The sequence below is a fragment of the Parabacteroides distasonis genome, assembly GCF_004793765.1.
In the GTDB taxonomy this organism is placed as follows: Bacteria; Bacteroidota; Bacteroidia; order Bacteroidales; family Tannerellaceae; genus Parabacteroides; species Parabacteroides distasonis_A.
Genome location: NZ_SRYM01000040.1, coordinates 24,893 through 37,999 on the forward strand (window position 1 = coordinate 24,893; position 13,107 = coordinate 37,999).

Genomic DNA, 13,107 nt, shown 5'->3' on the forward strand with positions numbered 1-13,107 from the left:
TTTGTTAATATGAATATCTTTTAAAACACCCGGTTAGTATGTCAATTTGACTCCGACAGAGAATACACGTGAAACCGGATACTTCAAGGCATCCCAACCTCCGGTTTCTGGGTCCATTCCTGAATAGTTCGTGATCGTGAAGAGGTTCTCACCGCTAAGGTAAACCGACATCATGCTGTTGCGTTCTTGCAGGTGAGCGCATTTCCGGATAACATCACTCAAGTCATAGGATACGGTGAAGTTCTTCAAACGCAAGTAAGAAGCATTCTCCAAATACCAATCAGACGGTGTGCTAAAGTTGCTATTCGGGTCGTTTTTCGATAAGCGTGGAATATTCGATCCTGTATTCGACGGACTCCAAGCGTTCATGATCTCTTTTGAGCGGTTGAAGTTTCCTTCTACATCACTTAGGGCCATATATTTGCCTACATATAAAGCTTGTGCTCCACCTACGCCTTGGAACATTGCGCTTACGGAAAGCTTTTTCCAAGTGAATCCTCCGGAGAATGAGAACGTAGTTTTAGGTGTAGCGCTACCGCAGTATTGACGGTCTTCATCATTGATAACTCCATCACCATTGGCATCGACGAATTTCAAATCGCCTGCTACAGCGTCCGGTTGGATTCGTTTTCCGTCTTTGTTTACATAAGCGGCTGCCTCCGCATCGCTTTGGAAAATGCCGTCGGTCTTGATCAGATAGAAGGAACCTAAAGGTTCTCCTTCCGCAGTTTGATACATATAAGGAAGGTTACGATACCTACCGTCACCCGTCCAAACCCCCGGAGTTCCGTCTGCATTCTTTACGCCAATATCAGAAACCCAGTTCTTCAAATAAGAAAAGTTTCCCGAAACAAAGTACGACCAATCTTTATTCACTTGTTGATTCCAATTGATTTGCGCTTCGAAGCCTCGGTTACGTATCTCGCCTTGATTGACTAACATGGCATCAATACCGATCGTTCCCGGCCAGTTCATCGTTTGCGACTGGATCAAGTTGAATGTGCGTTTGTCAAAATAGTCGAATGCTATGCTTAAGCGATTATCGAACATGTTTATATCTAGACCTAAATCCCATTGCTCGGAAGTTTCCCATGTTAAGTTGGGGTTTAATGCGGTAGAGTTATAGATGAAGTTACCCCAAATCTTGTTCGATTCTACGCCGTACTGTGCCTGTTCCGACCAATAATTCTTACCTAATAAAGCTGATTTATAATTGTAACCGATAGATCCTAGATTACCGACACGTCCCCAGGAAGCACGGATCTTCAATAAATTCAGTGTCTCGCTCTTCGGGAAGAAAGATTCGTTAGAAATTTTCCATCCGGCTGTTACGGCAGGGAAGTCGCCATAGTTATTATCTTTAGGTAGACGGCCTGCATAATCACGACGCCAAGAGGCTGTAACGAAGTAACGATCGTTGAATGAATAAGCTAGACGGGCGATCAAGGATACGTTTGCGTCAGGACCGGTCAAATAATCGGTTGCGGAAACGGAATTCGCATAGGATAGATATTGTAAGTAAGCGGATTCGTCAGATAAATCTTTTCCATTGACCTCTAATCCTCGCTTGCTGTAATGATCGGCCGTAGTGGATAGCAATACGCCTACAGTGTGCATGTCATTAAATGTATTGTCGTAAGTCAATGTGTTCTCCGTTTTCCATGCGTCTGCACGGTAAGTCGTTTCATCCAGATTATTTGTCAAAGAGGGTTTTCCCACCTCGTCACGAATCGGGCTGAAGTTCTTATATAGATTATTCTTCAGGTTGTAAGTGAAACGGCTCGTGAACTTCAAGCCGGTAACGATATTAGCTAGTTCCAAACTGGTCGTACTCCAGATGTCACTGGTTCGGTTATAGCGGTTTTCCGCTTTCAGCAAGCGAACCGGATTGACAGCGTCTCCGTGGATATCTGCGAAGTTGGAGCCATATTTGGCGATGTAATCTGGGTCTTCGGTCGTTGTTCCACCGTAAGTACCATCCAGCGGATTGTAAACCGTAGCGCTGGCAGGCATATACATAGCTGCCGCAACAACTCCCGTATAACCACTGTCGGTATCTTTTGAACGGCTTTCGTTGTTTTTCCAAACCACGTCTTCGGTGATAGTCACCCATTTATTCAGTTTGAATTTACCGTTGTAACGAAGTGAAAGATTTTTATTGAAAGTATTGACCAATACACCTTCATCATTATCGTAAGCAAATGAAACACGGTTGGAGGCATTCTCGGAACCTACATTCAAGGCTACGTTATGGCGTTGGTAGAAAGCGGTGCGGAATATCTCATCCATCCAGTTGGTACGTGTGGTACCTACCCATGGGTTCTTGGTCAAGTCCCAACCGGTTGGCAATGTAAGACCAGCGTTTGCGTAAGACAGTTTTCGCATCTCGAGTTGCTCTTCCGCATTTAACGGCTCGATTACGTTGCTAGCTTTACGAATACCGAAAGTCGCATCATAGCTCAACGAAGTCTTGCCCTCTTTCGCCTTCTTGGTGGTTACCAAGATAACACCGCCGGCTCCGGATTGCGCTCCATAGATAGCGGCAGAGGCAGCATCTTTTAAGACGACAATCGTCTCAATATCATTCATAGAGGCGATGGGTGCGCCGGGAACACCGTCAACAACCCACAATACGTTATCGCCATTCTGTGAGCCTTGTCCACGGATTACGATCGAGGGCGTAGCCGTCGGGTCTCCACCATTCGCTTGCACGGTAACACCCGCTAACTGTCCTTGCAACATACTTTCGGTAGAGGTAACCGGACGGGCTACCAAATCCTCTGTGTTATCCAACACACCTACAGAGGCGGATAAGTCTTGTTTGCGTTGTCCGGCACCGTAGCCTAATACCACTACTTCATCTAGTTTCTGAGTATCTTCATTCAGTGTGATGTTGAAGGTTTTCTTTCCACTTACTGAGATACTTTGTGTCATGTAACCGATATAGCTGATTTCTAAGGTTGCGTTTTCCGGGACCTCTAATTGGAAATCACCATCCAATCCGGTGATTACGCCATTTGTAGTTCCTTTTACTACCACATTCGCTCCGATGACAGGAATGCCCGTCGGATCTTTAACGATACCGGAAATCTTTTTTGTACTTTGTTGTGTAGCATTCGCCTTGGCTGATGGCTTTTTACCGGAGTAGAGCATTACGATCCGGTCTTCAATCTTGTACTTGATCCCGGTACCACGGAACGCTTGGTCTAGAATAGCTTCGATCTTTTCATTCTCTGCTTTGACCGATACGTTGTTTACTCGTAAAGATTCCAAAGATGTATCGTATGAGAATACGATATCCGTTTGTTTTTTCAGGGAATTAACCACTGTTTTGAGCGTGGTGTTGTTGAGTGAGAACTCAACGTCAAACCGTTGGTCAAATGCACTGGAAGTCGGAGCGGCTTGAGCTCCTGCGACCATACAGCATAAAGACATCCCTATACATAAACGTTTGACGCAGGCAAAATCATAAAAACTTTTCTTCATACTTTTGCTGTTTTATGTAAGATTAACATATAAATTCTTTCTCGTTCAGCATTCCTTTTTGCTTTTTTAAACCTTTGTCTTTGGCAAAGTGATAAATGGCTTTATTTACTGTAAATCATGTCAAAAACAATAAGTTCTTCATAAACTTTGGAATTTTGTACGCTTTGTTATTTGGCGCAAAATTCGATAATTTTTGTCATATATTCACAAAGATCAAGGTTAACAAAAGATGAATAAAATGTTACAAACATGTTACCCTTGATTTAATGTGCCCAGCAAAGAACTGTCGTTCTTTCCATTTACTTACTATATACAATCGGTAAAATGAAACTACCTATAAGAGGACGATTTTTTTGGATTTATATAATAATTTACTATTGAGGCTGAATACTAGCGGACATTCCTGTTATGTAAAAGAGTTGTTTCAATGCGGCCTCGGCTCCTTTTGAATACTTGAAAGAGAAGTTGTAACGACAATTTTCCAGCGAGGTGGTATTCATTTGGATTTTTATTTGATAGGTTTCTTCTAGGCATCTCAAAATCTCGTTGACTGTGACATTCGATAGTGATATCAAGCCAAAGCGCCATGAGGTAAGTGCGTTTACATCTACTTCCTCGATTTCTATATTCCCGGTCTTTTGTGAATATAGAGCTTGCTGTCCTGGGATCAATACGGCAAGATTATTTCCGGATTTGTCTTGTATCTGTACGGAACCGGTCATTAGGATGGTCTTGCAAATACCGGCTTCTTCGTCCGTATTAATCTCGAATGAAGTACCTAAAACCTGTACCTCATGTAGATTTGTTTGAATAACAAAGGGATGAAAAGGGTCTTTTGTGACATTAAAAAAAGCTTCTCCGTTTAGGCATACCACACGTTTTCCTCCGGTAAAGACTGGAGGAGCGGTTAATACGGTACGGCTTCCAAGCCATACGACTGTCCCGTCGGAGAGATGGATCATCTTCACGGAATGGTCGGTTGTTTCATTTGTATAAACGACAAGGTCATTACTGAGATTAGTCACATCTTTCGAATTGGTAATATATAGATAAGATAAACTAACGCAAATAAATAAGAGAGCGACAATACTAGCGTATTTTAACCAGATATTTATGATTGCCCGCTTGGAAGTATATGGGATAGAGTCGATTCGTTTATTCATACGTGCTAGTGAATCTTCTATTCTTTCCGTATTAATCTTATTGGTTACTCGTTGGGCATTCAGGATCGCTTTTAGATCAAAAAAATAGACACGATTTTTGGGAGACTGATTTAACCAGTCTTTCAATTGCGCCTTTTCTTCCTCTGTCGCTTTACCCGATAAGTATGTGTATATAATAGAATCGTCCATTTCGAATATAAACTCTCTTCTTTGTACTAAATACAATTATTCAACCCAAACTACCTATAAAAACTATCTTTTTTATTTATATTATAATGTATCTTCAACTTCTCACGTAAGAGCTTTAGGGCACTATAGATATGGTTATCAACCGTACTTAATGAGATGCCTAGTTGCAGACTGATTTCTTTGCTGGGCATATCATGAAGGTAACTTAAAGTGAAAATTTCCCGGCATCTTGCGGGAAGGCTATTGATTGCGGCATTTATCTCCGCTCGCAAATCTTGGTTATAAAGCTTGCGTATCACGTCATTAGTGTCCGGGTCATAATATTTGTATCCGATTTCCTCGATCTCTTGTTCATACATAGACCGATAGTCATTGGAACGCCCTTTCTTTTTTAGTATATTCAATGACGAATTATACACGGAACGTAATAGATAGCCTTGTAAAGATAGAGAATCATCCAATCCCTCTTTCCGTAACCATACATTCAGAAAGACATCTTGTACCACATCTTCCGATTCCTCCTCATCTAGAAACAACTCTGCGTATGAACGTAAGGAAGGATAGTATCGCCTATATAGCTCATTAAAGGCAATACGATCTCCCTTTCTAATTCTTTCTACCAGCGAAGTCTTATTATTCATAGAATTAGTTCTAAACTAGCTTATGGGCAAAGTTAAAACTAATTCCTGAGAAATCAATAATGTCTTCTGTAACTACCAACCAAAGTATTGCATTGCGTTACGATAACTGATGTTTTCCACCATCTGTCCAATGAAGGAAAGTTCGGAGGTGGGCAATAAGCCTTTCTCTACCTCATTGCCTAGCATATTACAAAGGATCCGGCGGAAATACTCATGGCGGGGATACGACAGGAAGCTGCGGGAATCTGTCAGCATACCGACGAAACGGCTTAAAAGACCGAGGCTGGAAAGCGCATTTAATTGATCTTCCATGCCTTTGATTTGATCGAGGAACCACCAAGCCGCTCCATATTGCATCTTCCCGGGGACACTGCCGTCGTTGAAATTGTAGGCATTGGCTACCATCAACTCGGTGTCGCGGGGATTCAGATTGTAAACGATCGTTTTCGCTAATAGATTTTCTTGATCCAGACGGCTGAAAAAGCGGTTCATGGAAACTGCTACTGGCTGATCATCGATAGCGTCGAAACCCGTGTCAGGTCCTAATAACCTGAACATCCGTTTGTTATTATTCCGATTTGCGCCGATATGGAATTGTTGTACCCATCCACTTCGGGCATCCATTGCCGCCAATTCGTATAGCAAAGCCGATCGGTATTTGCGAACCTCCTGCTCCGTGAGCGATTTGCCCATACGAGCCTTGAGGAAGATCACCTCAATCTCCTGCTGTGTATAAGGTTCAGCATAGAAAGTATCCAACCCGTGGTCCGATAACCGGCAGCCTTGGGCGGCGAAGAAATCATGTCGCTTTTGTAAAGCCTCCAATAAATGTTTGTAGGTGAGGATAGTCTTATCGGCGGCGGCCTCCAGCTTGGACAAATAGTCATTTAGCGCCTTGAAATTATCGATAGCGAGTACCTTATCCGGTCGCCATGCCGGATATACACGGGTGTGGCATCCGTTCGAACGTATTTTTTGATGGTATTTCAAAGAGTCGATCGGATCGTCGGTCGTACAAACAATCTCTACGTTCATCCGTTTCATGATGGCTTGCGCACGATACTCGGGGGTACGTAGCTTATCCGTACAGGTTGTATAGATTTCCTTGGCGGAAGCCGGATTCAAAACTTTCTGGATCCCGAATATACGGGTAAGCTCCAGGTGTGTCCAATGATAAAGCGGGTTTCGCATCGTGTAAGGCATCGTCTCTGCCCATTTAAGGAATTTCTCGTAAGGGGGCTTATCTCCGGTGATATATTCCTCGGGAATACCGTTCGCTCTCATCGCCCGCCATTTGTAATGGTCTCCACCCAGCCATATCTCCGTAAGATCCTCGAATTGGTGATTCTCCGCTATTTGCCGTGGATCCAGATGGCAATGGTAATCAATGATGGGCATCTTAGCCGCATGCTCGTGATATAACTCACGGGCCGTGTCGGTCTGGAGCAAGAAATCTTGATCTAAAAAGCTTTTCATACTTGGCGATATTTTTGAATGGTAGATAAGGCGTTGCGGCATAAATCAGTAATGGATTGCCAATCGTTTTCCGCTATCGCTTCTTTGGGGAAGAGTTTGGATCCCATTCCTACGCAGGTCACGCCGGCCTTGAACCAAGCGGATAAATTCTCCTCTGTCGGCTCCACGGCACCGGTCGCCATGATTAGAGTCCATGGCATGGGTGCCTTTATGTTCTTGACAAATGAGGGACCTCCTACATTTCCGGCGGGGAATATCTTGCAAAGGTCGCAACCTACTTCTTGGGCAAAGCCGATCTCGGATACGGAACCACAACCGGGCGTATAGGGGATGAGGCGACGGTTACATATCTTCGCTATCTCCGGGTTGAATAATGGGCCGACTACGAAGTTTGCCCCTAGCTGTATGAATAAGGCGGCTGTTCCCTGGTCTACTATGGAACCTATGCCTAATACTAATTCCGGACATTCTTTGGCGGCGTATTTAACCAGTTCGCCAAATACCTCGTGGGCAAAATCTCCCCGGTTAGTAAACTCGAAGGCTCTGACGCCTCCCTCATAGCAGGCTTTTACAACCTGTTTAGCGATCTCTACATCTTTATTATAATAAACGGGCACCATTCCGGTTTGGATGATAGCCTGTAATGTTTGTATTTTATTGAATCGAGCCATATTGGGAATTAAAAATTGAAAATTAACGGGAGACACGGCCGGAGGTGTCGCCGGACATGAGTTTTTCTACTTCCTCTACGGTTACTTGGTTGAAGTCTCCGTAAATTGTGTGTTTTAGGCAGGAAGCCGCTACTGCGAAGTCCAAGGCTTTCTGGTCGTCGCCGGGATAGGAAAGTAAGCCGTAAATAAGACCTCCCATAAAAGAATCGCCTCCACCTACTCGATCGACGATATGGGTGATATCATACCGGCGGGATTCGTACAACCGATTGTTTGCGTATAGCACTCCACCCCATGTGTTATGATTGGCATTGATGGAGCCTCTTAACGTGATAATTACTTTCTGTGCACGGGGGAATTGAGCCATTAATTGGATACATACCGATTGGAAAGAGGCGGCGTGTATCTCACCTTCCGTGGCGGCGGCGTTGAAACCTTGGGGCTTGATGCCGAAGACCTTCTCGGCATCTTCCTCGTTTCCTAGAATGATATCGCATCCGGCCACTAGTTTTGGCATGACTTCATTGGCAGTCTTGCCGTATTTCCAGAGATTTTTCCGATAGTTGAGGTCGCAGGATACCGTGATGCCTAATCGGTTTGCCGCCTGTATTGCTTCCAAACATACGTTGGCGGCACCTTCGGATATAGCCGGTGTGATACCTGTCCAGTGAAACCAAGAGGCATCCTTGAATACTGTGTCCCAATCGATCATCCCTGGTCGGATCTCGGCGATGGAAGAACAAGCTCGGTCATATACCACCTTGCTGGCACGAGCGACCGATCCGGTCTCGAGAAAATAAATTCCTAACCGTTCCCCTCCGTAAATGATTTTGGATGTTCCGATGCCCTGTTTGCGTAATTCCATAACGCAAGTACGGGCGATGTCATTTTGTGGTAAACGGGTTACAAACTCAGTCTCGATGCCATAGTTGGCGAGTGAGGCGGCGACATTTGCTTCCCCTCCGCCAAAAGTAACATTGAACTGATTGGCTTGGCAAAAGCGTAAATAGTCCGGAGTAGCTAGCCTAAGCATGATCTCTCCGAAAGTTATGACTTTCTTACTCATGGTGGTATAGTATTATGTTTTTCGCAAATGTAAGGGTTTATTCTGAATAATGTATACGTGTGTGCGAAAACATAGACTTTGGAAAAACAAAAAAGCCGCTAGTCCCAAACGGATGCGGCTTTTTTGCTCCTCAATGAAACAATCTCACGATTCCCCCCTTGCAAAGACTTGTTAACCTTAGATCTAAAATACTATGAAAAAAACTCGATGCAAATATAAGGGGTTTTATAATATGCGGCAATAATATTTGTAACATTTTATTGCGAAAATATCACAAAAAGGTTTCAATTTGATATATATCAAGCTTGTTATTCTAAAATTCCGTACTTTTTAGGGATATTGTTCATGATCTCGAATAATTCGTTAACAGTTTCCGCACGTAGCATGGCGATCCGTGTTTGCTTGAAATCGGTAATACCCTTGAAGAGTGGAGTAGCTGCTAGATGACGACGAATATGTAAGATCCCCCTGCGTTCGTCTAATCGTTCCACGCTTTGCTCCACTTGTTTTTTTAGAATATCCAGATACCAAGAGAAAGGCTCTTGTGGCAATAATTCCCCGGTCGTAAGATAGTGTTTTACCTCTCGGAAAATCCAAGGGCGACCTATGCTAGCTCTACCGATCATTACGGCGTCTACGCCATAGTCCTCGAAACGCTGTTTGCATATCTCGGCGGAAGTCACGTCACCATTCCCGATGATAGGGATTTGCATACGAGGGTTATTTTTAACGGCACCGATCAAGGTCCAGTCCGCCTCGCCTGTGTACATTTGCGCCCGTGTGCGTCCGTGGATGGAGAGGGCGGTAATACCGCAGTCCTGTAGTTGCTCGGCCAGATCCACGATAATGCGGTTGTCGGCATCCCATCCTAAACGGGTTTTCACTGTGACGGGGATGTTCACGGCTCTCACCACTTCTCTCGTGATCTCCAGCATCAACGGGATATTGCGTAGCATGCCAGCCCCAGCTCCCTTGCCCGCTACTTTCTTTACGGGGCAACCAAAGTTTATATCTAGAATATCCGGACGAGCTTCCTCGCAAATACGTGCGGCCTCTACCATCGAGGCTCCGTCCTTGCCGTAAATCTGGATAGCGACCGGACGTTCGTCATCGGAGACATTTAGTTTTTGTTGTGTTTTGTTCACATTGCGGATCAACGCATCGCTCGATACGAACTCCGTATATACCATGTCCGCCCCGAAGCGTTTGCACATTAAACGAAACGAGATATCTGTCACGTCCTCCATCGGAGCCAAGAATATCGGACGTTCCCCTAAATCTATTGAACCAATTTTCATACCTTTTGTTTGCTAACTAAATAGAAATTACAAAAGTACTTCTTTTTTGGGAATAGTTCTTACATCTCGTAAGATGATCGATGGATGGAACAGGCGTTTTTAATAATCCGGATCATTATTGATAGAGTTCGGATTGCCCCGCTTTATTTAGGATCTTGTGCTTTTCGAGCTGGAACTATTCTTTCATGATGGGATGGAGGATTTGTGTTTTAAGATCTTCTCAAATATTATTCGTACCTTTGCGTTTGTAATATAAAAATATATAACCTTGAAAGAGAAGGATTTTGAAATAATGGCGCCTGTCGGTTCCTATGAATCGTTGATGGCGGCTATACAAGGAGGGGCCGACTCCATTTATTTCGGTATCGAAGGATTAAATATGCGTTCTCGCTCGTCGAATAATTTTACGACGGAAGATTTGCGTAAGATCGTCGCTATTTGCCAAGAACATGCTATCAAGAGTTATCTCACGGTTAATACGGTCATTTATGGTGAGGATCTTCCGTTGATGCGGGAAATTATAGATGCCGCTAAGGATGCGGGTGTCTCCGCCATTATCGCCGCCGATGTGGCCGCTATGAATTATGCGAATAGCATCGGGCAAGAGGTGCACTTATCCACGCAATTGAATATCTCGAACGTGGAGGCGTTGAAGTTTTACGCCCGCTTCGCCGATGTGGTCGTATTGGCTCGCGAATTGAACTTAAAGCAGGTGCATGAGATTTCTCAGGAGATCGTGAAGCAGCAGATCAAAGGCCCGAAAGGGGAATTGATCCGCATAGAGATGTTCGCTCACGGGGCCTTGTGCATGGCCGTGTCCGGTAAATGCTATTTGAGTTTGCATGAGATGAACGCTTCCGCAAATCGGGGGGCTTGCATGCAAATTTGTCGTCGTGCCTATACGGTGCATGATAAGGATAGCCAGATCGAGCTGGATGTGGAGAATCAGTATATCATGTCGCCGAAAGACTTGAAGACGATTCATTTCATGAATAAGATGATGGATGCCGGAGTACGTGTGTTCAAACTGGAGGGGCGTGCCCGCGGGCCGGAGTATGTGCGTCTCGTGACCGAATGTTATAAAGAGGCAGTCAAGGCCTATTGCGAAGGTACCTTCGATGAGGAGAAGGTTGCGGTTTGGGACGAGCGTTTGCGCAGGGTCTTTAATCGCGGTTTCTGGGATGGCTACTATCTGGGACAACGATTGGGTGAATGGAGCAGTAAATATGGTTCCGGTGCTACCCGTAAGAAAGTGTACGTGGCACGGGGTATCAAATACTTCAGCGGAATCGGTGTCGCCGAGTTTGAGATGGAGTCCGGTTCCTTGAGAGTAGGCGATGAGATCTTGGTAACGGGTCCCACGACCGGAGCTGTTATGCAGACCGTCGATGAGATCCGGGTAGACCTGAAACCGGTGGAGGAGACCGTGAAAGGGGAACGCTTCTCGATAAAGATGTCCGAGAAGATCCGCCCGTCCGATCGTCTTTATAAAATGGAGAAAGTACAAATCGAAAAAGAACTACGATAATGAAGGAATATATTTTTAAACTGACAGACAAGGTTCGCGATTACGAGTGCGATTTGCAAGGCGTGGTGAATAACTCCAATTACCAGCATTATATGGAGCATACCCGGCATGAGTTTTTGGAGTCGTTGGGTGAGAACTTCGGCGCCATGCATGAGAAGGGCATCGATGCTTTTGTGGCCCGTGTGGATATCCAGTTCAAGAACTCCTTGCGGAGCGGCGATCGGTATACTTCTTGCCTGAATGTATATAAGAAAGGGGTGAAACTGGTATTCGAGCAAGATATTTACCGGGAATCCGATGGGGTACTGGCTACTAAAGGAGTCGTGGAATCCGTTGTCGTAGAGAATGGCAAATTAACCAGAGGAGAATATTTCGATGAGATGCTACAGCGAATAGAATCAAAACAAGCATAAATGACAGACAAACAGATTTACCAAATTGGCCTTACTATGATTAATGGGGTGGGAGATATCCTAGCCCGCCATCTTCTGGAAGCGTTGGGAGATGCTGAGGCCGTGTTTACGGAAAAACGCCAGTCGCTAGAGAAGATACCAGGTATCGGCGATTCGATTATCACCGAGATTAAGCGGGCGGATGTGCTCTTACGGGCAGAGAAAGAATTGGCTTTTGCCCAAAAGAACGGTATCTCTATCTATTTCTTGAAAGATATGAATTATCCGGAACGTTTGCGGGAATGCCCAGACGCTCCGGTTTTATTTTATTTCAAGGGGAATGCGGATTTAAACGCTGCCCATATCATCAGCGTTGTGGGTACTCGTAGGGCCTCCGCTTATGGACAGGAAGTGACTGAGTGTTTATTGCAGGATTTGTCCGTGATTTTCCCGGATCTATTGGTCGTTAGCGGACTTGCGTATGGCATCGATATTTGTGCCCATCGGAATGCGTTGAAGAACCAATTGCCCACGGTAGGCGTATTGGCGCATGGTTTGGATCGTATCTATCCTCCCGTGCATCGCTCTACGGCGGTCGAGATGTTGGAACGGGGAGGTTTATTGACCGACTTCTCTAGCGGGACGAATCCGGATCGGCAGAACTTTATCCGGCGAAACCGGATCGTAGCCGGTCTGACGGATGCCACGATCGTTATTGAATCGGCGGAGAAAGGAGGCTCTCTGATTACGGCGGATATCGCTTTCTCATATGGCCGGGATGTCTATGCCTTTCCGGGCCGGGTGACGGATATCAACTCTAAGGGATGTAATAGCTTAATCCGGCAGAATAAAGGAGGCTTGATTACTTGCGCTGACGATTTAATCATGGCGATGCGTTGGGATGTCGCTCAAAAGATGGATACGTTACCGATCCAAACCCAATTATTGTTTTCGGAGAACGAGGAGAGCGAACGGATCTTGTCGTTCTTGGAGACGCAAAAGGAATCTCATATCAATGAATTGTCCGTAGCTTTGAATCTTCCGGTACATCAATTATCTTCTCTGCTCTTTGAGTTGGAATTAGATGGAAAGATAAAATCGATGCCGGGAAGCATCTATAAGCGAACGAAACTCCTATAAATAATTAAAGCCTGTCTCACGACAAGCCCTAACCAAACTTTGTTAACCTTAAATCTA

General features: G+C 44.8%; 10 protein-coding genes. 3 read left to right on the forward strand and 7 right to left on the reverse strand.

Annotated features, from left to right (window positions below; all coding sequences use genetic code 11):
* Positions 1–33: 33 nt before the first annotated feature.
* The 7 genes from E5342_RS13150 to dusB all read right to left on the reverse strand — a co-directional run bounded on the left by E5342_RS13150 (position 34) and on the right by dusB (position 9,990).
* Entirely contained in the window at positions 34–3,153 is a 3,120-nt protein-coding gene (locus E5342_RS13150; protein ID WP_236651473.1) for a SusC/RagA family TonB-linked outer membrane protein, read from the reverse strand.
* Between the two features lie 707 nt (positions 3,154–3,860).
* Positions 3,861–4,838 (reverse strand): FecR family protein, encoded by a 978-nt coding sequence (locus E5342_RS13155; RefSeq protein ID WP_121735327.1) that lies wholly within the window; start codon positions 4,836–4,838, stop codon positions 3,861–3,863.
* A gap of 50 nt (positions 4,839–4,888) precedes the next feature.
* A complete protein-coding gene (locus E5342_RS13160; RefSeq protein WP_121735328.1) occupies positions 4,889–5,479 on the reverse strand; it encodes an RNA polymerase sigma-70 factor in 591 nt (196 codons plus the stop codon).
* A 72-nt stretch (positions 5,480–5,551) separates the two neighbouring features.
* Positions 5,552–6,955, reverse strand: a complete 1,404-nt coding sequence (gene uxaC, locus E5342_RS13165; RefSeq protein WP_135959538.1) for a glucuronate isomerase — start codon at positions 6,953–6,955, stop codon at positions 5,552–5,554.
* The gene (locus tag E5342_RS13170) at positions 6,952–7,626 is read right to left on the reverse strand and encodes a bifunctional 4-hydroxy-2-oxoglutarate aldolase/2-dehydro-3-deoxy-phosphogluconate aldolase (RefSeq protein WP_121735400.1); all 675 of its coding nucleotides are present in this window, start codon (positions 7,624–7,626) and stop codon (positions 6,952–6,954) included. Before E5342_RS13170 ends, uxaC begins: the two co-directional genes overlap by 4 nt.
* Before the next feature lie 22 nt (positions 7,627–7,648).
* Entirely contained in the window at positions 7,649–8,692 is a 1,044-nt protein-coding gene (locus E5342_RS13175; protein ID WP_135959539.1) for a sugar kinase, read from the reverse strand.
* Positions 8,693–9,000: 308 nt separating this feature from the next.
* Positions 9,001–9,990: a tRNA dihydrouridine synthase DusB gene (gene dusB / locus E5342_RS13180; RefSeq protein WP_121735331.1), complete on the reverse strand. Its 990-nt coding sequence runs from the start codon at positions 9,988–9,990 to the stop codon at positions 9,001–9,003.
* 268 nt (positions 9,991–10,258) lie between these two features.
* Here dusB and E5342_RS13185 point away from each other — a divergent pair, with 268 nt between their 5' ends.
* From E5342_RS13185 to dprA, 3 genes are read left to right on the forward strand one after another with little or no spacing between them, the layout of a single operon-like run.
* On the forward strand, positions 10,259–11,518 hold the full coding sequence (locus E5342_RS13185) for a peptidase U32 family protein (protein WP_121735332.1): 1,260 nt from the start codon (positions 10,259–10,261) through the stop codon (positions 11,516–11,518).
* Positions 11,518–11,931, forward strand: a complete 414-nt coding sequence (locus tag E5342_RS13190) for an acyl-CoA thioesterase (RefSeq protein WP_121735333.1) — start codon at positions 11,518–11,520, stop codon at positions 11,929–11,931. The genes E5342_RS13185 and E5342_RS13190 overlap by 1 nt, the downstream gene beginning before the upstream one ends.
* Complete coding sequence (dprA, locus tag E5342_RS13195) at positions 11,932–13,050, forward strand: DNA-processing protein DprA (protein ID WP_121735334.1); 1,119 nt, start codon at positions 11,932–11,934, stop codon at positions 13,048–13,050.
* The last annotated feature ends 57 nt before the right edge of the window (positions 13,051–13,107 follow it).

What these genes read in the sequence shown, in the direction of transcription:
- E5342_RS13150 (WP_236651473.1), bottom strand. Translation starts at nt 3,153, where the DNA reads ATGCTCTACTCCGGTAAAAAGCCATCAGCCAAGGCGAATGCTACACAA.
- E5342_RS13170 (WP_121735400.1), bottom strand. Translation starts at nt 7,626, where the DNA reads ATGGCTCGATTCAATAAAATACAAACATTACAGGCTATCATCCAAACC.
- dprA (WP_121735334.1), top strand. Translation starts at nt 11,932, where the DNA reads ATGACAGACAAACAGATTTACCAAATTGGCCTTACTATGATTAATGGG.
- E5342_RS13190 (WP_121735333.1), top strand. Translation starts at nt 11,518, where the DNA reads ATGAAGGAATATATTTTTAAACTGACAGACAAGGTTCGCGATTACGAG.
- dusB (WP_121735331.1), bottom strand. Translation starts at nt 9,990, where the DNA reads ATGAAAATTGGTTCAATAGATTTAGGGGAACGTCCGATATTCTTGGCT.
- E5342_RS13155 (WP_121735327.1), bottom strand. Translation starts at nt 4,838, where the DNA reads ATGGACGATTCTATTATATACACATACTTATCGGGTAAAGCGACAGAG.
- E5342_RS13160 (WP_121735328.1), bottom strand. Translation starts at nt 5,479, where the DNA reads ATGAATAATAAGACTTCGCTGGTAGAAAGAATTAGAAAGGGAGATCGT.
- uxaC (WP_135959538.1), bottom strand. Translation starts at nt 6,955, where the DNA reads ATGAAAAGCTTTTTAGATCAAGATTTCTTGCTCCAGACCGACACGGCC.
- E5342_RS13175 (WP_135959539.1), bottom strand. Translation starts at nt 8,692, where the DNA reads ATGAGTAAGAAAGTCATAACTTTCGGAGAGATCATGCTTAGGCTAGCT.